Origin of the sequence: Myxococcus virescens (assembly GCF_900101905.1) — a bacterium.
Classification (GTDB): Bacteria; Myxococcota; Myxococcia; order Myxococcales; family Myxococcaceae; genus Myxococcus; species Myxococcus virescens.
Genome location: NZ_FNAJ01000001.1, coordinates 856,827 through 877,440, shown reverse-complemented (window position 1 = coordinate 877,440; position 20,614 = coordinate 856,827). Strand labels below are relative to the sequence as shown.

General features: G+C 71.8%; 15 protein-coding genes. 6 read left to right on the top strand and 9 right to left on the bottom strand.

All coding sequences use genetic code 11. The features are described 5' to 3' along the window. Nucleotides 1-40: 40 nt before the first annotated feature. Both BLU09_RS03565 and BLU09_RS03560 read right to left on the bottom strand, forming a co-directional pair. A complete protein-coding gene (locus BLU09_RS03565) occupies nucleotides 41-547 on the bottom strand; it encodes a DUF2243 domain-containing protein (RefSeq protein ID WP_090485405.1) in 507 nt (168 codons plus the stop codon). After that, entirely contained in the window at nucleotides 544-801 is a 258-nt protein-coding gene (locus tag BLU09_RS03560; protein ID WP_090485402.1) for a hypothetical protein, read from the bottom strand. The genes BLU09_RS03565 and BLU09_RS03560 overlap by 4 nt, the downstream gene beginning before the upstream one ends. A gap of 180 nt (nucleotides 802-981) precedes the next feature. On the opposite strand from BLU09_RS03560, the gene BLU09_RS03555 reads away from it, so the two are divergent. Then, complete coding sequence (locus tag BLU09_RS03555; RefSeq protein ID WP_090485399.1) at nucleotides 982-1,764, top strand: SDR family NAD(P)-dependent oxidoreductase; 783 nt, start codon at nucleotides 982-984, stop codon at nucleotides 1,762-1,764. 24 nt (nucleotides 1,765-1,788) lie between these two features. Here BLU09_RS03555 and BLU09_RS03550 read toward each other — a convergent pair whose 3' ends face one another. Then, a complete protein-coding gene (locus BLU09_RS03550; RefSeq protein WP_244171381.1) occupies nucleotides 1,789-2,397 on the bottom strand; it encodes an outer membrane beta-barrel protein in 609 nt (202 codons plus the stop codon). 201 nt (nucleotides 2,398-2,598) lie between these two features. On the opposite strand from BLU09_RS03550, the gene BLU09_RS03545 reads away from it, so the two are divergent. Further along, nucleotides 2,599-3,384, top strand: a complete 786-nt coding sequence (locus BLU09_RS03545; RefSeq protein WP_090485392.1) for a 2-keto-4-pentenoate hydratase — start codon at nucleotides 2,599-2,601, stop codon at nucleotides 3,382-3,384. Between the two features lie 9 nt (nucleotides 3,385-3,393). On the opposite strand, the gene BLU09_RS03540 is transcribed toward BLU09_RS03545, so the two are convergent. Further along, on the bottom strand, nucleotides 3,394-4,908 hold the full coding sequence (locus tag BLU09_RS03540; protein WP_244171380.1) for an FAD/NAD(P)-binding protein: 1,515 nt from the start codon (nucleotides 4,906-4,908) through the stop codon (nucleotides 3,394-3,396). Between the two features lie 145 nt (nucleotides 4,909-5,053). On the opposite strand from BLU09_RS03540, the gene BLU09_RS03535 reads away from it, so the two are divergent. Then, nucleotides 5,054-5,641, top strand: a complete 588-nt coding sequence (locus BLU09_RS03535) for a cysteine dioxygenase (protein ID WP_090485386.1) — start codon at nucleotides 5,054-5,056, stop codon at nucleotides 5,639-5,641. Here the strand turns inward: BLU09_RS03535 and BLU09_RS03530 are convergent. From BLU09_RS03530 to BLU09_RS03520, 3 genes are all read right to left on the bottom strand, one after another. After that, a complete protein-coding gene (locus BLU09_RS03530; RefSeq protein ID WP_090485383.1) occupies nucleotides 5,571-6,572 on the bottom strand; it encodes a sensor histidine kinase in 1,002 nt (333 codons plus the stop codon). The genes BLU09_RS03535 and BLU09_RS03530 overlap by 71 nt on opposite strands. 165 nt (nucleotides 6,573-6,737) lie before the next feature. Further along, nucleotides 6,738-7,769 carry a hypothetical protein gene (locus tag BLU09_RS03525; RefSeq protein ID WP_090485380.1) on the bottom strand — a complete coding sequence of 344 codons (1,032 nt, stop codon included), beginning with the start codon at nucleotides 7,767-7,769 and terminating at the stop codon, nucleotides 6,738-6,740. A 246-nt stretch (nucleotides 7,770-8,015) separates the two neighbouring features. Continuing rightward, a complete protein-coding gene (locus tag BLU09_RS03520) occupies nucleotides 8,016-9,425 on the bottom strand; it encodes a serine/threonine-protein kinase (RefSeq protein ID WP_090485375.1) in 1,410 nt (469 codons plus the stop codon). A gap of 289 nt (nucleotides 9,426-9,714) precedes the next feature. Between BLU09_RS03520 and BLU09_RS03515 the strand changes: the two genes are divergently transcribed. Both BLU09_RS03515 and BLU09_RS03510 read left to right on the top strand, forming a co-directional pair. Continuing rightward, nucleotides 9,715-11,976 (top strand): serine histidine kinase EspA, encoded by a 2,262-nt coding sequence (locus BLU09_RS03515; protein ID WP_090485372.1) that lies wholly within the window; start codon nucleotides 9,715-9,717, stop codon nucleotides 11,974-11,976. Then, nucleotides 11,973-13,751 (top strand): OPT/YSL family transporter, encoded by a 1,779-nt coding sequence (locus BLU09_RS03510; RefSeq protein ID WP_090485369.1) that lies wholly within the window; start codon nucleotides 11,973-11,975, stop codon nucleotides 13,749-13,751. The genes BLU09_RS03515 and BLU09_RS03510 overlap by 4 nt, the downstream gene beginning before the upstream one ends. Here BLU09_RS03510 and BLU09_RS03505 read toward each other — a convergent pair. After that, complete coding sequence (locus tag BLU09_RS03505; protein WP_090485367.1) at nucleotides 13,744-17,757, bottom strand: serine/threonine-protein kinase; 4,014 nt, start codon at nucleotides 17,755-17,757, stop codon at nucleotides 13,744-13,746. The genes BLU09_RS03510 and BLU09_RS03505 overlap by 8 nt on opposite strands. 93 nt (nucleotides 17,758-17,850) lie before the next feature. Then, on the bottom strand, nucleotides 17,851-19,353 hold the full coding sequence (locus BLU09_RS03500) for a Do family serine endopeptidase (RefSeq protein WP_090485363.1): 1,503 nt from the start codon (nucleotides 19,351-19,353) through the stop codon (nucleotides 17,851-17,853). Between the two features lie 652 nt (nucleotides 19,354-20,005). Between BLU09_RS03500 and BLU09_RS03495 the strand changes: the two genes are divergently transcribed. Next, the gene (locus tag BLU09_RS03495) at nucleotides 20,006-20,476 is read left to right on the top strand and encodes a response regulator (protein ID WP_090485361.1); all 471 of its coding nucleotides are present in this window, start codon (nucleotides 20,006-20,008) and stop codon (nucleotides 20,474-20,476) included. Nucleotides 20,477-20,614: the final 138 nt, after the last annotated feature.

The following is a 20,614-nucleotide window of genomic DNA, read 5'->3' as shown; positions in this document are numbered from 1 at the left end:
CGCGCGGGGCCGCCAGCTGCGTCGGGTGGTGAAGCCGCTGTCAGTGCGCGGGGTGGGGCACGCGCAGTCCGCCCCGGGGGACCCGGTCCTCACGGCCCGCGCGGCCCAACGCCCAGCCCACGGCGATGAGCAGTACGCCGAAGACGAGGAAGCCCACATCCCACGCGAGCTGGTTCGGCCCGGGCTTGACGTGGTGCAGGTCGAAGAGCTGGTGGTCGAGGACTCCCTCGACGACGTTGAAGAGGCCCCAGCCCGCCAGCATGGCGCCCACGAAGGTCCTGGTGGACCACGGCACGTCGGAGCGCTGTCCCACGCGCCACAGTGTCCACACGCCCGCCAGCGTCATCACCCAGGTGAGGGCATGGAAGAGGCCATCCCAGAACATGTTCACCTTGATGCGGACCACGTCATCGGGCGGCAGTGGCGTGGAGAGCATGTGGTGCCACTGGAGAATCTGGTGCAGGAGGATGCCGTCGACGAAGCCGCCCAGGCCCACGCCCAGCAGCAGTCCCGCGAGCACGAGCGGGCCGCGATTCCGGGCGCTCACCGGGAGCGCTCCCGCCCCTGTCTCCGCGCGCGCTGCTTCGCCGGCACGGGGGGAGGGATTTCTCGCGTGGCGAAGAACAGCGCGCCCAGGATGATGACGAGGATGAGGAAGGGCAGGGCGGTGAGGGACAGCCGGCCCCAGAAGTGCTCATCGAGGATGGCGGCCACCACGTCGGGGCGGCAGGTGGGGCATGCGGAGGCCGCGGTGGCCGTCAGCAGCCCGGTGGTGAAGCCCGTGAGAATGCCTTGCTTCATAGGTCGCCCCTCCCTGGGTGGACGGGAAGCTCGCCACCCCACCGGGACGCGGCAAGCGGTGGGCGTTCCCTGAAGCCACGAGGCCGCCCGTCAGCCCCGCCTGCCGGGGTGGATGAATGTTGGCGGGAGACCGCCACGCGCGAGCCGCTCGGCTATAACGCGGCACCTGGAGGAGACATCATGTCGCGGAAAGTGGCGCTCATCACCGGGGCTTCGGCGGGTTTGGGAGAGCAGTTCGCACACCTGTTCGCGAAGGACGGGCACGACGTCATCCTGGTCGCGCGCAGCGCGCCTCGGCTGGAGGAGCTGGCGGCGAAGCTGGAGCAGGCCCATGGTGTGAAGGCACACGTCTTCCCAGCGGACCTGGGCCGGCCGGAGACTCCCGAGCAGCTCTTCGAGGCCGTGCGCGCGAAGGGGCTGGCGGTGGAGTTCCTGGTGAACAACGCGGGCTTCGGCTCGTGCGGTCCCTTCCTGGAGCAGGACCTGGCGCGCGAGGCGGAGATGGTGGAGGTCAACTGCACCGCCCTCCTGAAGCTGTCGCACCTGTTCGCGCGGCCCATGCGGGAGCGGGGCAGCGGGCGCATCCTCAATGTCGCCTCCACCGCGGCCTTCCAGCCCGGCCCGTTCATGGCCACGTACTTCGCGACCAAGGCCTTCGTGGTGTCCCTGTCGGAGGCGCTGGCGCATGAACTGAAGGGCACGGGAGTGACGGTGACGTGCCACTGCCCGGGGGCCACGCACACGGAGTTCACCCAGCGCGCGGGCAACGGCCAGACGCGGCTGTTCCAGCGGCCGGGCGTTGCCAAGGCGGAGGACGTGGCCGCCCATGCCTACGCGATGATGATGCGCGGCCGGGTGCTCTCCATCCATGGACTGCTCAACTGGGTGGGGACCCTGGGCGTGCGCTTCAGCCCGCGCGTGGCGGTGCGCGCGCTCGCGGCCAGCCTCAACCAACAGGGCTGAGGCTGGCGTCCGCGGCGGCGCCGTTCAGTTGTACGTCGCGGAGAAGACGAGCGACACGTTGGTGACGTTCCAGCTATCGCTGTTCGACTCGTTCCGGATGCGGCCCAGGGCCAGCTCGGCGCCGATGCCGAGGCCCCAGTTCTTGCTCACCCACCACTCCTTGCCCACGCCCAGGTGCAGGCCGCCGCCGATGTCCGACTCGGCCACCTTCTCGCCGTCGTCGGTGACGCTGAGCTGCGTGTACGTGAGCGCGCCGGACAGATACACGTTCGCGGGCATGATGTAATAGGTGACGCCCAAGCCCACGGCGCCGAAGTTCTCGCTCAAGTCCGCGTTCTGCCCTTCGACGGTGAGGTCCCCCAGCTGGAGGCTCGGGTTGGGGGCGGACGCGCCGTAGAACTTCGCGTAGAGGATGAAGTTGTTGACGAGCGCGAAGCCGAGCTCCGCGTTGATGTTGGCGCCGCCGCCCTTCACCACGAGGTCGGGCGAGACGTCAGTCGCCTTGGCTCGGAGATAGCCACCGCCCACCTGCAGGCGCAGGTAGAAGCCGTCGTGGGCGTGCTCGTCGTATTCCTGGGCGCTCGCGGTGGTGGCGGTGAAAAGCAGGGCCGCGATGATGCTGGGGTATCGCATGAAAACAGCTCCTTCGGAGAATCCCACCCGGCCGGGGGCTCTGCGCTATGTAGCACGGCAAGCTGAAAGGCCAGCGTCCGCTTCAGGCCGGGCCGCGTTCGCGAGACTTGCGCGTCCGCGTTCGGGTGCCGGAAGCTCCGCGCCACCATCCGGGCGGTGCGCCATCCTGGCGTGGCCGGAACGACCAAGAGAGGGGCGGGGATGACCGCGACCGTGGACCACGAAGCACTGGCACATTTCCTGGACTCGGCCAGGCTGGAGCGTCGCGAGGTGGCGCCCCTCACCCGCGAGCAACCCGCGTTGAGCGTGCCGGATGCCTACGCCATCCAGGAGGCCGGAATCCGGCTGCGCCTGTCCCACGGCGAGCGCGTGGTGGGCTTGAAGATGGGCCTCACCTCCGAGGCCAAGCGCAAGCAGATGAACCTGGACTCGCCCGTGTATGGCGTACTCACGGACCGGATGCAGGTGCCCGCCGGCGGCGTGATTCAGTTGTCACGGGGCGTCCACCCCAAAATCGAACCGGAGATTGCCTTCCGCACCGCGCGTGAGCTTCGCGGCACGGTGACGCGCGACGAGGTGCTGGACGCCTGCGAGTCCGTGTTCGCGGCGATGGAAATCCTCGACTCGCGCTACCGCGACTTCAAGTACTTCTCCCTGCCGGACGTGGTGGCGGACAACGCGTCGTCCTCGCTGTTCGTGCTGGGCACCACCGAGCATCCTCCGCGCGCGATGGACCTCACGCGGCTGGAGATGACCCTGTCGGTGAATGGCGAGCCCGTTCAATCCGCCCGCTCGGATGCCATCTCGGGTGACCCGGTCATCTCCGTCATCCAGTTGTGTGAGTTGCTGGCCCAGCGCGGCCAGGTGTTGCCGGCGGGGAGCATCGTGCTCGCGGGCGCCGCCACCGCGGCGCACCTGCTGCGCCCGGGGGACCGGGTGCAGCTCACGGTGGAAGGGCTGGGCATCGTGGCGGTGTCCGCCGAGTAACGCCGGGCGCTACCCGTCGAGCGGAGCGCCCGCCGCTTCCATCACCGGCCAAGGCGCGCGCGTGGATGACAGGCGCTGGAGCAGGTGCCACGCCAGCTCCCGCGCCTGTCCTCGAATCTCGGGGACGGCCGTCGTCTCCCACAGCTCGCCCCGGCGCGGCGGGCCCAGGGTGTAGAGGCGTCCAGACGCGCGTCCGCCCGCGTCCAGCAGCGCGCCGTCAGCGTCCGTGGCCAGTCCCATGCCCAGGACGTCCGGGCGCACCCGCCCGGCCTCCACCAGCCCACCCAGCACTGGATGGCCGCGCGTCATGGCGCCCTCCGGACCCGTGCAGTTGATGACGTGCTGGACGTGCAGCGTCTCCTCCTCGCCCTGGCCCCGACGGCGCACGCGGACTCCCACGCCGGACGCCTCCAGCGCGAAGCCCCGGACACGCGCCGCATGGAGTGTCAGCCGGCCCTCGCGCCGCAGGCGCTCCACCATCTCGCCGATGCTGGGCGCCATCCGGTGCCGGTGCACGTCCCAGTACGAGCGCAGGTGCCGGAGGAAGCGCTGCCGCTCGCCCACCGGCAATCGCTGCCACAGCGGTATCGTCACGGGCCGCAGCGCGTCCACCACCGTCCGCCAGTCCGCGCCCGCCTCCGCCGCGCGCCGCACCTCCCGGCGCAAGAGGTGGAGGATGGGGCGGATGCGCACGGGAACGGAGTGCGTGCCCGTCGCGCTCATGTCGCCGCGCTCGCGCCGCACCTCCTGGCGAAGGGCCCGCAGCGCCTCCCGAAGGCCGGGCGAGGCATATGTCGCGGCGCCTGCCCGGGGTAGCTCCTGGTGCACGTGGGGCAACAGGCCGTGCCGGGACAGCGCATGGATGTGTCCCTGGTGTCCCTGCTCCATCAGCGACAACACGGTGTCCACCATGGTGAGCCCCGTGCCGATGAGCAGCACGTCATCGGCGGCGGACACGCCCCGGAGCGCGTCTCGAGCCCAGGGGGAGCGGTGATACCGGCGGCTGGCGTACAGCCCGCCGTCGGGCACGCGCAGGTTGGAGGGCAGCGCATTGCCCAGGGCCAGCACCACGGTCCGGGCCTCCAGCTGTTCCCCGCTCGCCAGCGCGACGCGCACCGCGCCGTCGTCCGTCTCCTCGACCGAGGCGACGTCGCTGGTCACCACTTCCAGATGCACGCCCTGCGCGGCCTGGGCGCGCGCGTCGCGCAGCACCGACTCCAGGTAGCGGCCATAGCGCTGGCGGGAGACGAACGCGCCGGGCGCCGTGTCCGGCAGCTCACGGCGCACCCAGCGCAGGAAGTGCTCCGGGTCGTCCGCGAGGGCCCCCATCCGCGCCGCTGGCACGTTCAGCAGGTGACACGGGCTCGTCGTCGAGTACGCCAGCCCCAGGCCCGCCCGCCCGCTCCGCTCCACCAAGGCCACATGGAGCGGCGCCCGCGCGCTCCTCAGGAGGTGCACGGCCAGCAGCGTGCCGCTGGCGCCTCCCCCCACGATGGCCACATCCCACCACCCCAGTGCTCGCACGCACCCATCGTAGGTCCTGACCTGCTCGCTGGCATCCTCTGGTGGCGGCCGGGTGTCCAAGCGCCGGGCCCGGATGCCCGGCCCTCCTCCCTGGGCAGGGGCCTGTTCCGTGCTCACACTCCGTCGCACACGCGGGGGAAACACCATGCGCGAGCCCATCATCGACCAGCGTGAGCACGGCGCGGTGGCCCAGGCGCTGCTCGGCTGGCCATTGCCGGAACAGACAGAAGACATCGTCTCCATGGCATGGCTGTTGGAGCGGCTGCGCTCCAGCAGGGTCGACTGGGGACTGCTGGACAAACTGGTGCGCTTCGAACCCTCGGGCTACGCGCGGCAGACGATTTCCCGGACGGCGGCGTGCGAGCTGCTGCTCGTCTCCTGGCTCCCCGGGCAGGCGTCCCGCGTCCATGACCATGGCGGCTCCGGGGGCGCCTCCTGGCTGGTGCGGGGCATGCTTCGAGAGACGCGCTTCGCGTGGGCGGGGGACCGGCTGGTGCCCGAGGTCATCGTGGGCGCGAGCGAGGGCGACCTGCTGGTGGAGTTTCCGGACACCATCCACCGCATCGACAATGCGTCCCGCCATGGCGCGGTGTCCCTGCACCTCTACGCGCCGCCGATGCAGGGGATGACGCCGTACGACGCGAGCCTGGCGCCAGAATCGCTCAAGCCACCGCGTCCGCTTGCTGCGAAGCGCGAGGCGCCTGGGCGAAGGCGCCGGCCACGGGCAACGTGACGCGGAAGATGCTGCCCCGCTCCGGGGCGCTCTCCACCGTCAGGGTGCCTCCCAGCGACGTCACGATGCCATGGCACACCGCCAGCCCCAGGCCCGTGCCCACGCCCAGGGGCTTGGTGGTGAAGAACGGGTCGAAGATGCGCTCGCGATGCTCCGGGGAGATGCCGCAGCCGGTGTCGCGCACCTCCACCGCCACCCGTCCGGCCTTCGACTCGCAGGCGACGATGTGGACCTCGTTCTTCTCCACCTCGCCGGGGACGATGGACTGCGCCGCGTTGAGCAGCAGGTTGAGGAACACCTGGCCCAGCCTCGCGCCGTTGCCCTGGACCGGCGGCAGGCCCTCACACTCCACCACCAGCCGCGCGCGGTGCCGCAGCTCGTGCATGGCCATCTTCGCCGCCGTGCGCACCACCGAGCCCAGGTCCGACGGGCCCGTGCCCACGTCCTCTGCGCGTGACAGCGTCTGCAGGTCCCGGACGATGAGGCGGATGCGCTCTGCGCCGTCGCGCGTCTCCGCCAGCGCCTCCAGCACCTCCTGCCGGTCCTGCTCGGACAGGTGCTCCTTCTGCTGCAGCTCCTGGTGGATGTACTCCAGGTTGCTGAGGATGAAGGCCAGCGGGTTGTTGATTTCGTGTCCCACGCCCGCGGCGATGCGGCCCAGCGCAATCAGCCGATCCGCGAACAGCAGCTGCGCCTGGGTGGCGCGCAGCTGCTCCAGGCTGCGGGACAGCTTGACGTTGGCCGCCTCCAGCGCCGCAGTCCGTTCGCGGACCGTCTCCTCCAGCAGCGCCGCCTCCCGTGTGGAGGACCGCGGCGCGCGAAGCCGCACGCCATTCACGGTGGGGCCCTGGAGCGTGTCGAAGGCGCGCCGCAGTGTTCCGCGCCGCTGTGCCACCGCCGACATCAGCATCACCCTCGCTCGCAGCGTCATCACGTCCGGCTCCAGCGGTGTGGTGTCTGTTCGTGGAAAATCCCCGAGTCGCGACAGACCCGCGTAGTCAACACTGTCATGGCGGTCAGGGGCAAGGGACGGAAGGATGGTGAGAGCGTGCGCCGCAGGACGGAGGCAGTGTGTTCCATCCGAGCACCCGCTGCATCAGTAGGGGCACGTGCCGCAGTCCGCCTGGCAGCTTCCCGCCACGACGCCGTCACCGCAACGTTCCGTGAGCTGACAGACGCCGTCTCCACAGCGGTGGATGTCGCGTGGCTGCAGACGCGTCGTGAGCGGCTGGAAGGTCCGTCCGTTATACGTGCAGGTTTCGTAATAGGGCGGCTCGCCGTAGGGGGGCGGGTTCTTCCTGTCCGACTCCCAGTCGAAGGGGAAGGCCGCCGTGGCGGCGCGTTGGCAGAGCGACTCGCAGGTGCCCGCGTGGATGATGGGCAGGCAGTCCGCGTGGGCGGGGCTCGAGGGCAGGCCGCAGGCGCGCACGGTGCTTTCGTCCTCGCGCAGGTAGCCGCGGTCCGTGGCGGCGAAGACGCCGGTGCCGTCGAAGAGGTTGCCGAAGAAGCACGCCTCCCGCTCGCTGAACGTGGACAGCTCCTGCTCCGTGTACGGCAGGGCACTGCCCCGCGCGTCGCGGCCCAGCACGGAGATGGCGACGGAAATCCCGAACTTGTTCGCATGGGCCGCCAGGCAGGCTGAGACGATTTCTTCTTCCTGGGCTGTCGCCGGTGCGCCCGTGGCCCAGTTGGGTGCGAGGCCCAGGCCTCCCTCCCAGGTGTACTTCACCCCCGTCACCGGGTTGGTGTACTTGCGCTGCTGATTCGCCTTCACCGCGCACCGGATGATGTAACGCATGAGTTCATCGGCGCGTGCGGGGTCCTGGTTGAACCAGTGGGAGAATCCAATCGTGGAGAGCCCATTGATTGATAAGCCATTGGTGGACAGTCCGTTGGTCGAAAGGCCATTGGTTGACAAGCCATTGGTCGACAAGCCGTTGCCTGATTCGGCCGACCCGTGGGCTTCGCGCAGCGTCCACGTATCACCGGCAAGCTCCGCTGGACCACATGCCCCGCCTCCGAATCCCAGCGCCAGCCCCAGCAGCCCTCCGGCGACGCGCGGCCGGTGCAGGTGTTTCAGGCAGTGATTGATTCGGAATCCAGACAGAAACGCTGGCATGAGACGCATGGCTTTCCCCCGTTTCGGGGAGCGAGAACTGCCTGCTCCCCGGATGCCATCAGTTCCAGCTCCTACGAACTCAAACACTGTCGCTGATGGGTGAAGCCAGTGTGACGGTGTTCAAGCCGTGAGAAAATATGGCCCGGCGGGAATATTCGGGTGGGGGTCTGCCCGGAGACACCTGGTGTGTGTCATGGGCGACGACGTCACGCTCACCTGCTCGCAAGCTGATAACAGATACGTGTTTTCCGTCAGCTAGTCGCTCTCGTCGAACTCCAGGGCGAGCGACGCCGCTGGTGTGAGCGCGAAGCCATCCGCGGTGCGCAGGCGCCAGGTGCCCACGTCGGTGACGGGGCCTCCCACGACTTCCGACTCCGAGGCGTCGCCGCGCGTCTCCGCCTGGCCCAGGTGGACACAGAGGTGGACGCGGGCGTTCACCGGGTCCGCCAGCTTCTGCGCCATGTCCTGGAGCACCCGCAGCGTGCGCTCCGCCTCGCGCAGGTACTCGGTGCGCTCGGCGCTGGGGGCGCCGTGGTCCAGCGGGTGCACGGCCAGCAGGGAGGTACCGGACTGGAGCGCCAGCAGGAAGCCGCCGCCGCGCAGGCCCTGCTCGAGCCCATCCAGCACGTCCGCGAGCACCGCGTACACGGCGTCATCATCCTGGGCGGAGGCGGCGAGGACGACCTCGGCGTGGACGGCCAGCGCCAGCCGCGTGCGGCGCGTGGGCTGGACGGGCTCCTCGGCCGCTTCGCTGAGCGCGGCGAGGAAGGCCGTCACGCTGCCGAAGCGGCGGCTGCCGTCCTTCTCCAGGCAGCGCAGCACCACCGCGTCCACCGCCGGGGACACCGCGGCGAGGGCGCTGGGCCGGGGCGCGGGCGCCTCCAGGTGCAGCCGCTCCAGCTCCATCCGGTCCTCACACTGGAAGGGATAGCGGCCGGTGATGAGCTGATGCAGCAGCACGCCCAGCGCGTAGATGTCCGTGTGCGGGCCAATGGGTCCGCCGCGGAACTGCTCGGGCGCCATGGCGTGCGCGGTGCCCAGCCGCTGGCCGGCGATGGTGAGCCCTTCCTGCGAAGGCTCGGCGTGCAGCAGCTTGGCGATGCCGAAGTCCAGCAGCTTCACCCGGGGGCGCTCACCTTCCTCCACGACGAGGATGTTGCTGGCCTTCAAGTCGCGGTGGACGACGCCCGCACGGTGCGCGGCCTCCAGCGCGCCGCAGACGGGCTCCAGGTACGCGAGCGCGCGCGTCGATGACAGCCGCCCGCGCTCCTGCACCACCTGGCTGAGCGTGCGGCCGGTGAGCAGCTCCATGACGTAGTAGGGGCTGCCGTCCGGCATCAGCCCGAAGTCATACACGTCCACGATGTTGGGGTGGCGAATCTGGTTCACCACGCGCGCCTCGCGCACGAAGCGCTTGAGCATCTCCCCCTGGTCCGCCAGGTGCGGGTGGAGGACCTTCACCGCGGCCCGCCGGCCCAGGATGCGGTGCTCCGCCTCATACACGCTGCCGTGGCCGCCCGAGGCGAGCAGCGCCTTGAGGACGTACTCCCCGGCCAGCGTGCCCGGGCCTCGCTGCGCACGGGAAGGGTCGCTCTGGGCCCGCTCGGATGCATGCAGGTCCGCTCGGGCCTGGATGCGAAAGGTGCTCTCGGAGTCCGCCGCCATGGGGTGCCTCATCCTTACACCTTTCCCCCAGGAGTCTGCGCTGACGCCGGGTTGAATTCCCGCCGCGCCGCGGCATCGGCGTGTGGGCGTTGGTCACCCATCGGGGAGGACGTGGGCGTGTCCCGCGGGGTGTTCGCTGGCGGAAGGTCTGCTGCCCTGGAGTCGGGGGGGATTGGACGGAGGGGCCCTGGCACTGATGGGATTCAGGGGGCGTGACACTTCGCACGGAGAGAGAGCGCGGGGATGGCGGGAGAGCGGGGGCTTCGGGCGAGCGTCGGGGGGCTGCGACATGACGACGTTGGATGAACTCACGACGTGCGCGGGCCTTGCCTTGGCGCCACCGTCCTCCACGGGAGCCTGCCTCATCCTCATCAGCACCACCACGCCGGCAGCCATCGGCAAGGCCTACCGCCTGGACCAGGGCGAGCACATCATCGGCCGCGGTTCCGACGTCACCGTGCGCATCGACGACCACGGGGTGTCGCGCAAGCACGCGCGCGTCGTTCGTGCGGGCGACGGTGCCTGCCACGTCACCGACCTGGACTCCACCAACGGCACGCTGCTCAACGGCGTGCCCGTCAGCACCGCCGAGTTGATGGAAGGGGACCGGCTGCAGATCGGCACCGTCACCGTGTTCCGCTTCTCCAAGCGCGAGGTCCTGGAGCAGCGGGAGGAGCAGCTTCGCCAGGCGCTGACCGCCGCGCGCGTGGGCATCTGGGACTGGAACGCGCAGAGCGGCCGGGTGACGTGGAGCGAGCAGGTGGACCGGCTGCTGGGGCTTCCCGTGGGGAAGCTGTCCGGCCGCGCCATGGAGCTGTCGGAGGTGGTGCACCCAGCGGACCTGCCGCGCGTGAGCGAGGTGCTGGGCGCCGCGCTGGAGAAGAAGACGCAGGTGGACGTGGAGTACCGCATCGAGCCGCAGGGGAGCGGCTGGCGGTGGATTTCCTGCAAGGGTGACGTGCTGTGTGACGCCTCGGGCGCGCCGGCGCGGGTGACGGGCACGGTGATGGACATCACCGCGCGCAAGCTGGCCGAGCAGGAGCTGCACCGCCAATCGCTCATCTTCGAGAGCATCTACGACGGCGTGGTGATTACCGACCTGGGCGGCGGCATCATCGACTGGAACTCCAGCGCCGAGCGCATGTTCGGACGGCAGAAGTCGGAAGCGCTGGGCCAGACGCTCTTCAGCGTGCTCCACCCGGATGAGCCCGACCGGCTCACCGGCCTGATTCTCACCGGGCTGGACAAGCAGGGGCGCTGGTCCGGAGAGCTGGAGTTCAAGCGCCGCGACGGCACCACCTGCTGGTGTGAGTCCGTCGTCGTGCCGTTGCGCGACAGCGAGGGGCGCGCCATCGCCAACATCATGGTCCACCGCGACACGACGGAGCGGAAGCAGCTCCAAGCGCACCTGGTGGTGGCGGACCGGCTGGCGTCGGTGGGCACGCTGGGCGCGGGCGTGGCGCACGAAATCAACAACCCGCTGGCCTACATGCTCGTCAACCTGCACCTCATCCGCGAAGGGCTGGAGCGGCTGGAGAGCCAGGCGCCCGCGGCGCCCGTGGCGTCGTTGCAGCAGCTGGTGCGTGAGACAGCGGAGGGCGCGGAGCGCATCGCCACCATCGTCCGCGACCTGAAGGTCTTCGCGCGCGGTGAGCAGGAGACGCGGCTGATGCCGGTGGACGTGCGCCGGGCGGTGGAGCTGGCGTGCAAGATGGCGGACAACGTCATCCGCCACCGGGCGCGGCTGGTGACGGAGTTCGAGCCGGTGGCGCCGGTGGAGGCCAGCGAGTCGCGGCTGTGCCAGGTGTTCCTCAACCTGCTGCTCAACGCGGCGCAGGCGATTCCGGAGGAGGGCACGCCGGGCGTGGAGCACGAGATTCGCGTGGTCATCCGCGCCGGAGAGAAGGACCGGGTGGTGGTGGAGGTCCGCGACACGGGCATGGGCATGGGCCAGGAGGTGCTGGGCCGCATCTTCGACCCGTTCTTCACCACCAAGCCGGTGGGCGTGGGCACGGGGCTGGGGCTGTCCATCTGCCACGGCATCATCGAATCCATGGGCGGCGCCATCCAGGCGGAGAGCGAGCCGGGCCGGGGCAGCACCTTCCGCGTGGTGCTGTGCGCCGCCACGCGTGAGCTGGAGGTGTTGCCGCGCCTGTCCGCCACCATGCAGGCCAACGCGCGCGCGCGCATCCTGGTGGTGGATGACGAGCCCAACGTGACGCTGGCGCTCCAGCGCTCGCTGGCCGCGGACCACGAGGTGTCCACCGCGAACAGCGCCCAGGCCGCGCTGCGGCTGGTGAGCGACGGCGGCCGTTTCGACCTCATCCTCTGTGATGTGATGATGCCCGGGATGACGGGCATGGACCTGTACCACGAGCTGGGCCGCTGCGCCCCGGAGCAGGCTGGACGCATGGTGTTCATGACGGGTGGCGCCTTCACGCCGCGCACGGTGTCCTTCCTGCGTGACGTGCCCAACGCCAAGATTGCCAAGCCGCTGGACCTGATGCAGTTGCGCGAGCTCGTGGGCCGCTCCGCCGAGGCGGGGCGATGAGCCACCCGGTGAGTGGCCTCTCTGGAACGGACCCTTCGGAGGACGCGCCCGCGCCCTCCCTGTCCCTGGTGACGGAGCGCCCCGCGGCGCTGGAGTTGACGACGCGCGCGCTGGGCATGGGCCTGCTCATTGGTGGGCTGCTGGCCATCACCAACGTGTACATGGGGCTGAAGACGGGCTGGTGGGAGAGCGGCTCCGTCACCGCCGCGGTGCTGGGCTTCAGCGCCCTGGCCTCGGTGTCCCGCCGGCGCGGCGTACCCTATACGCCGTTGGAGAACAACCTCACGCAGACGGCGGCGGCGGCCGTGGGGGCCATGCCGGCGGCGGCGGGCCTCCTGGGCGCGTTGCCAGCGCTGACGCTGCTGGGTACCACCGTCCCGGGCTGGGGTGTGGCGGTGTGGAGCGTGGCGCTGGGGGTGTTGGGCGTGCTCGCCGCGCATCTGCTCAGGCGCCGGCTGGTGGCTCAGGAGGCGTTGCCGTTTCCCACCGGTATCGCCACCGCGGAGCTGATTACCGCGATGCACGCGTCCACGGGCGACACGGTCCGCGCGGGCCGTGGGCGGCTGCTGGCGGGCGCGGGCGTGGCGGCGGTGGCGGTCACCGCCGCGCGGGATGCGCTCAAGTGGTTGCCAGGGATGACGGCGATGCCCGGGACGTTGGCGGGGCTCCCCGCCGCGTCGCTGACGTGGGGCGTGGGGTGGAGCCCCATGCTGCTGGCCATTGGAATGATGACGGGGCCGCGCCTGGGCCTGAGCATGCTGGCGGGCGCGGCGGTGGCGTGGGGCGTGCTGGCGCCGGGGCTCGCGGGCGCGGGTGTGCTGGCGGACACGCGCTACGAGACGCTCTCCGCCTGGCTCACGTGGCCGGGCGTGGGGTTGATGGTGGGCTCGGCCCTGGCGGCGCTGCTCGCGCAGGCGCGCGACTTCCTGAGCGCGGCGCGTGACGTGAGCAGCCTGGGGCGGGGCGCGGCGGTGCCGTCCTGGGCGTTGGGCGCGGGCCTGGCGGCGTGTGTGCTGGCGGTGGTGGTGGGCTCGGCGCTGTTCGGCCTCAGCGTGCCGTACATGCTGCTGGCGCTGGTGCTGGTGCTGCCCCTGTGCGCGGTGTGCGCGCGCGGCGCCGGACAGGTGGACGTGTCCCCGGTGACACAGATGGGGCAGGTGACGCAGGTCATCTTCGGCGCGCTGCTGCCGGGGGCCATGGCGCCCAACGTCGCCGCGGGCGCCGTGGTGTCAGGCGCGGCCGCGCAGACGGGCGTCAGCATGTGGTCGCTCAAGGCGGGGCACCTGCTGGGGGCCTCCGCGCGCCACCAGCTCGCCGCGCAGCTCGTGGGCGTGCTGGCGGGCTCGGTGGTGGGCGTGCCGGTGTACCTGCTGCTGTCCAGGACGCATGGCCTGGGCTCGGAGGCGCTGCCCGCGCCCTTCGCCCACCAGTTTCGCGCGGTGGCGGAGGTGGCCGTGCGAGGGTTGGATGGGCTTCCGCCTCACGCGGCGCTGGCGGCCTGCGTGGCCGTGGGCGTGGGCGCGCTGCTCACCTTCGCGTCCCGTGGCCGGGCGGCGCGGTGGCTGCCGCTTCCGGTGGCGCTGGGCATCGGCTTCATCCTGCCGGCCTACTACGCGGTGACGTTGTGCCTGGGCGCGTTGGGACTGGCGGCGGCGCGTTGGCGCTGGCCCCAGGCGGCGGACCGGGACACGTCCACGCTGGCGGCGGGCGCCATCGCGGGCGAGTCGCTGGCGGGCGTGCTCATCGCCGCGCTGATGGCCTTCGGCCTCACGTAGCCGGCGAAGACTCGAGCACCTTCTCCAGGGAGCGGCGGATGCGGCCCTCCATGAGGTTGGGCACGTGCCGCGCGCGCTCCAGGGCCTCGCGCAGCACGCGCGCGGCCTCTTCCCGGTCGCCCCGGCGCAGCGCCGCCAGCCCCATCATCTCCAGGACCTCCAGCGGCTCCTGCTCCACGGACACCTGCGCGGAGCGCTCGCGCAGGGACCACCACGCCTCGGGGGCGGCGTCGCGGGTGGCCAGCTCCACCATGGAGAAGAGGACCTCCTCCGACGGGCTCAGCTCCACGCCCGGCGGGCCTTCCGCCATCACGTGCCGCACCTGGGCCAGCACCTCGCGGGCACGGGTGTGCCGACCCATCCAGGCCAGGGCCCGCGCCTGGAGCAGCAGGGCCCACGGGCGTGACGCCACCTCCGGGTGCCGTCGCTCCAACGCGATGGCGCGAGCGATGTGGGGCGCCGCGGCGTCGGCGTCGCCGGCCTGGTAGTGCAGCTCACCGAGGTTGTGCTCGGCGAAGTACTCCCAGCCCACCATGCCCAGCTCGCGGCCCAGGTGCATGAAGCGCTCCTGGTCCTTCAGCGCCCGCGTCAGCTCCTTGCGCGCCACCCACAAGTTGCGCCGGTTGTTGATGGCGCTGCCCAGGTGGAAGTGGTCACCGCGCTCGGTGCAGGCGGTGATGACCTCGGTGAGCACGTGCTCCGTCTCGTCGATGTCGCCCAGGTTGGGAAGGATGACGGCCAGCAGCAGCTGCGCCACCACTTGCGTCTCATAGCCTGCGTCGCCCAGGCGGCGCGCGCGCTCGGCGGCGGCCTCCAGGGGCATGCGCGCCTCCTGCCACTCACCCTTGCGGAACTGGGCGCGTCCCAGCGCCAGCAGCAGCCGCGCCTGCACGTAGGGCGAGGCCACGGTGGCCGCCAGTTGCTGGGCCTCCAGCGCGCGGGCCTCGCTGCGCGTGTAGTCGTTCACCCAGTCCAGCGCCATGGCCTCGTCCAGCAGCAGCTCCACTTCCGTGCGCGTGTGGCCCAGCCGGCGGGCGCGCTCGCGGGCCGCGGCGAAGTCCGCCAGCGAGTCGTCATACCGGCCAATGCGGATGCGCATCAGGCCCCGGCCGCGCAGCGCGGTGAGGCAGCGCAGCTCGTCGGTGGGCTCCAGCAGCTCCAGCGCCCGCGTGTACATGGCCTCGGCGTCGAGGAACGCGTGGCGGCCCCGGGCGGACTCGGCCAGGTCGATGGAGAGCGCGGCGGCCTCGTCGCGGCGCCCGGCGGCGGCCGCGTGCAAGGCCAGGCGAGGCAGGCGCTGGCGCTCACCGGCGCCGGCCGCGCTGAGGAAGTAGCGGTAGGCGGCGTGGTGGACCTGCTCGCGCTCGGCGGCGGGCAGGGTGGAGGCCACCGCCTCGCGCAGCAGCTCGTTGCGGAAGCTCAACCCATCGTGGCGGTGGGACACCAGCAGGCCGGAGTCCAGGAGCCGCTTGGTGGCGTGGCCCGCGTCCAGGGGGAAGCCGCCCGCGGCGCCTTCGCGCTCCAGCTCGCGCACCACGCCTTCGGCCGTGGCCGCGGTGAAGTCCGTGCCCAGCATCGCGCACAGGCGCGCGTGCGCGGCCAGCGATGGTGGCAGCGCGCCCAGCTCGCGGTCCGCCAGCCACTCCACGAGCCGCAGCTCGGGCACCTTCTCCAGCCCGTCTGTGACGAGGTACCAGCTCCCGCCCGGCGCGCGCTGGCGCACCAGGCCCTGGCGCTTGAGGCCGCGCACCAGCTCCACCAGATAGAGGGGGACGTATTGCGCGCGCTCGACGATGCGCTCCACCGCTTGCGCGGGCACGTTCTCCACCGGCTTGAGCAGCAGGCGGCACAGCGTCTGTGCCTGGTCGGCCGCCAGCACCGGCAGGGCCAACGTGGCCTGCTTCGCGGCGCGAGTGCCCCACGTGGGACGGCTCTTCTCGAAGCCCGGGCGCGCCAGCACGCACACCCACAGCGGGACGCTGGCCTCGGCGAGGCAGGCGTACTCCAGCGCGTCCAGCGCCGTCTCCTCCGCGAAGTGCGCGTCGTCCAGGACGAGGCACAGCGGACGCTCGCGGGCATTGGCGGCCAGCAGCTCACCGGCGGCGCGCATGGCCAGCGAGCGAAGCGCACCGGGCGCGGCGGCCCAGCTCTGGAGCTCCGGACCCCCGGGCGTGTACCAACCCAGCGTGGCGGCCACGCCGGGCCACAGCTCGGTGCCCAGCGTGGGGCCCAGGCGCTGGAGGATGGCGGCGCGTGTCTGCTGCTCCGTGTCCGTGTCGTCGCGCTCGAAGGCGTTGAGGGCGCACCGCAGCAGCGTGCGCAGGGTGCCGTCGGGGTCGCCCTGCACCGGCTCCCGGGAGCGCGAGCTGTACACCCGCGCGTGGGGCAGCAGCAGTTGCAGACGGCGGGCGAGGGTCGCGGCCAGGTGGCTCTTGCCCAGGCCTCGCTCGCTCAAGACGGTGACGATGGTGGGCGTGGCGCCGCCCACCGCGGAGCGCGCACTCTCCAGCAGCTCGGCCAGCTCCGCCTCGCGGCCCACCAGCACCTCGCTGCCGAGTTGGAGGACGGTGATGTCCGGACGGGGCGCGGCGCCCGGCGGCGCGGGGCGCAACAGGCCCCGCAGCTCCGGCACCTCCATGCAGGGCACCTCGGGCACGGCCTCGGCGGCGGCGGGAGACAGCAGGAGGCCATGGGCCTCGGGCCCGCTGGGATAGCGGTCCTCGCGGGACAGGATGGCGCCCAGGTAGCGCGGCGCGCCGGTGGGGCGGCGCTGCACGGTGACGGCGGACACGTCCACGAGGCCGTTGGGCGACAGGCCCCGCTCCGCCAGTCCTTCCGCGGCGCGCATGGCGCGGCGCACCGGGTTCTCCCCCGCGTCCGGGTCGAAGACGGCGGCGACGCGCTGGGCGTCGGAGAAGGCCAGGTGACCGCCATAGGAGGCCAGGGCCTTCTGGAGCGACACGGGGTTGGCGCGCGAGGTGAGGAACAGGATGGCGACGGAGCGGCGCACCTGCGCGGGGCGCGGCTCGCCCGGCGCCGCGGGCCGGGGCGTCGCGGGCTCGGTGGCGCGGAGGGCGTGCTCGAAGGCCTCGCGCAGCGCGCTGCCCAGCGCGGCGGCGTTCTCCGGACGGCGGGCGGGCTCCTTCGCCAGACAGCGCAGCACCACCTCCTCCACCGCGGGCGGCACGGGCGCGAAGTCGGACGGGGGCGGCGGGCGCAGCGACAGGTGGGCCTGGAGCACGTCCGGGGTGGGACCGAAGAAGGGCGGCCGTCCGGTGAGCATCTCGTAGAGGAGGACGCCCAGCGCGTACACGTCCGTGCGAGTGGAGATGTCCGCGTTGCCCGCACATTGCTCGGGGGCCATGTACTCCGCGGTGCCGGCGAAGCCAGACGCGTCACTGGGCGTGGAGGCATCGCTGGGTTGCGAGGCGCTCTCCGTGGTGGCGCCTCGCACCAGGCCGAAGTCGAAGACGCGCACGCGGCCCGTCGCTTCATCGACGAAGAGGTGCTCCGGCTTGAGGTCGCAGTGGGCGAGCCCGTGGGCGTGGACCTGGGCCACCGTGTCCACCACGGCCAGCGCGCGAGGCGCCAGCTCGTCGGGGGGCAGCGGTCCCGCGGCGCGAGCCAGCCGGTCCGCCAGGGTGGGGAGCGGCACGTACTCCATGGCCAGGAAGCGCGCGCCACCCGTCAGGGCGCCCGCCTCGTAGAGCGCGGGCACCGTGGGCGGCCCGAGCACGCGCAGGGCCTCCGACTCACGGGCGAGCTGGGCGCGGCCCAGCCAGTTGCTTCCACGGGCCACCTTGATGGCCACGCGCAGGCCGTCCGCTTCGCGCTGGGCGCCCAGCAGCACGCCGAAGCCTCCTCGCGCGAAGACGCCGTCCACCTGGTAGCCCGGAACAGCGGGCACAGGGGACGGCGAGGGCGTGTCTCCCGGAGGAGGCGGTCCTGGCGGGCACGGCGCATGAGAGCCTTCCCAGCGCCGTCCGCATGTCTGGCATCGCGGCACGGAGGGGACTCTACGTCAGGTGTCCTCCGGTTTCAGAACCCCCGGGGTCGTCTACGTACCATCCCGGGGGTCCAGGGTTTCCCACCACCGTGTTCAGCGCTCCGGGACTTCCACCGCGCGCAGCAGCGTGGACTCCGAACCCGGCATGCGCACGCGCAGGAGCAGCGCGGCGCCGGGCTTCGCGGCCGTCAGTGCCTGGGCGGCGTCCGACGCGCTGGCGATTTTCTGGTCGCCCACCTGGACCAGCACCATGCCTGGCACCAGTCCCCCACGCTCGGCGGGGCTGCCCGGCTCCACGGCGACCACCTGCGCGCCGCCGTCCCGTGTGTCCGACAGCTGCACGCCCAGCCGCCGCGGCGCGGAGGCGGACGCGTTGCGCGGAAGCACCTCTTGCTCGCCATTCTGCGCGGGCCGCGTGCCCAGGGTGACATCCAGCGACTGCGCCTTGCCACCGCGCAGCACGTCTACCTTCACGCGGCTGTCGGGCTGGAGCAGGGCCACGGCGCGCGTCAGCCCGCCCGCGGAGTCCACCGGCTTGCCGTTCACGGAGGTGATGACGTCCTCCTCGCGCAGGCCGGCGCGCTCGCCAGGGCTGCCGCGGTTGACGCCCGCCACCACCGCGCCCTTCATCGCTTCCAGGCCCAGCGCCCGCGCCAGGTCCGGCGTGAGGTCCTGTACGGCCAGGCCCAGCCAGCCGCGACGCACCACGCCCGTCTCCTTGAGCTGCGGGAGCAGCGCCTGGATGAGCTTGCTGGGCACCGCGAAGCCGATGCCCGTGGCGCCGCCGACGATGGCGGTGTTCATGCCCACCACCTCGCCCTGCATGTTGAAGAGCGGCCCGCCGGAGTTGCCGGGGTTGATGGCGGCGTCCGTCTGGAGGAATTCGTCATAGGGGCCCGCCTGGATGTCGCGGGCCCGCGCGGAGAGGATGCCCGCGCTCACGCTGGACGCCAGGCCGAAGGGATTGCCAATGGCCATGACGGCGTCGCCCACGCGCAGCGCGTCCGAGTCCCCCAGCGGCACCGCCGGCAGGTTGCCCGGCGCCCCCTTCAGCTTCAGCAGGGCCACGTCGGTGAGCGGGTCGCGGCCCATCACCTCCGCGTCGAAGGCGCGTCCGTCATCCAGCTTCACGCGCACCTGGTCGGCGTCCTCCACCACGTGGTTGTTGGTGAGGACGATGCCCGAGGCGTCGATGATGAAGCCGGAGCCCGCGCCCTGTCGCGCCGGGCCGTTGCCTTCCCCGCCGAACCCGGGCGGCAGGCCGAAGCGCTCCGCGATGCCGGGTGGCAGGCGCTGCATGGCGGCTGACCTGCGGGGCCGCGCGCGCACCTCCACGTTGACCACCGCGCCCTTCACCGCGTCCACCAGCGGCGCCAGCGAGGTGATGCCGCCCTGGCTTCCGGCCACGGCCGGATTGAAGAGCGCCTTCTGGATGGGCGGCGCCGCCTGCGCCGGAACAGCGGCGGCGACCTGGGCGGTGGGAGCGGGCGACGCCGCGGACGCGGAGTTGATGGCTTGGCCACAGGCGCCAAGCGTGGCGGCGGGAAGAAGGACCAGCGCACTGAGGAAGCGGCGGGAGGGGAGCGAGCAGGCCATCGTTCGTTCTCCAATCGAGAGGGAAAATGCCGGTCCAGGCGAGGGGCCTGCGCGAGAAAGGTCCCACCTTGGAGGGGTGGAAGGTGATGCCCTGCGGCCGACTGTCCCCCGACGTCAGCAGCGGTCATCGCCATGGGGTTTCTTGCGTGAGCCCCGCGCCCGAACCGATGTTGGGAGGCATTGCAGTTGGCGGGCCAACGCTCCTCGCCCTCGGAATGCCTCGGAGCCACGGCCCGTGCGTGCCCCAGGTGCCCCCTCATCCCGGGGCAAACTGCCCCGGCTTGGGGCATTTCTCCCCGAGGCAACGTGCCCCGCCCCCGTTTCTGGGGCGCCAGCGGGCCATACAGCGGGTGTGGAGCCTGTCAGGAGCGTCCCGCGCCAGGCCAGCGCGCTGTCCGGGTGTGCCGCGCCTGTCCCAGAAGCGGAGCACCTCCTTATATGGGCGACAGAGATGGGGCTCCTGGCGGCCCAGGCATGGGAGGCGAGCGAGCCCTCGCGGGCCGGCTGGCGGGCGGGCAGGGGCCAACGCTCCGGGGCCACGGCGTGGCACGGCGGATGCTCATGCGTTGGGCGCCCGGCTCCGCCCCGTCCCGAAGCGAGGGAGGGGCCCAGGTGCCGGGCGTGCCCACCACACCACAAGGAGCAGCCATTGATGGGGCCAGACGAATTCACGGCGGTCAGCGACGAGGTGCGGGAGTGGCCGCTGTCGACGCGTGAGTGGGTGTCGCGCCGCAGCGCTCCGCGCATCCTCCTGGGGGAGGACCAACCCGAGATGCGCAGCCTGCTGCGGCGGGCGCTGTCCCGGCGCGGGTATGACGTCGTGGAGGCGCCGGACGGCCCGGGACTGGTCAAGGCGCTGGTGGACGGACTGCTCGCGCAGCAGACGCAGGTCCCCGACCTCATCGTCACCGATGTGCGCATGCCCGGCTTCTCGGGCATCGAGGTGCTGGCCCGCCTGCGCCGCGAGGGCTGGACGACGCCCGTCATCCTCATCACCGCCTTCGGCGATGCGCAGCTCCACCAGGAAGCGGAGCTGCTCGGCGCGGCGCGTGTGCTCAACAAGCCCTTCGCCATGGAGGATTTGTGCGAGGCGGTGGAGATGCTGATACCGCCGCCGCGCTGAGCCTTCACGGCGCGCGTGCCCCGACTGTTCGCTCAGTGTCGCGGGCCCGGCGTTGAATCCGATGGACGCGGTGGGGCGGGTGCTTGCACCCTGACGGGCCTGGGTCCAGGCTCGCGCGGGGCGGTGGGCGTCGCACGA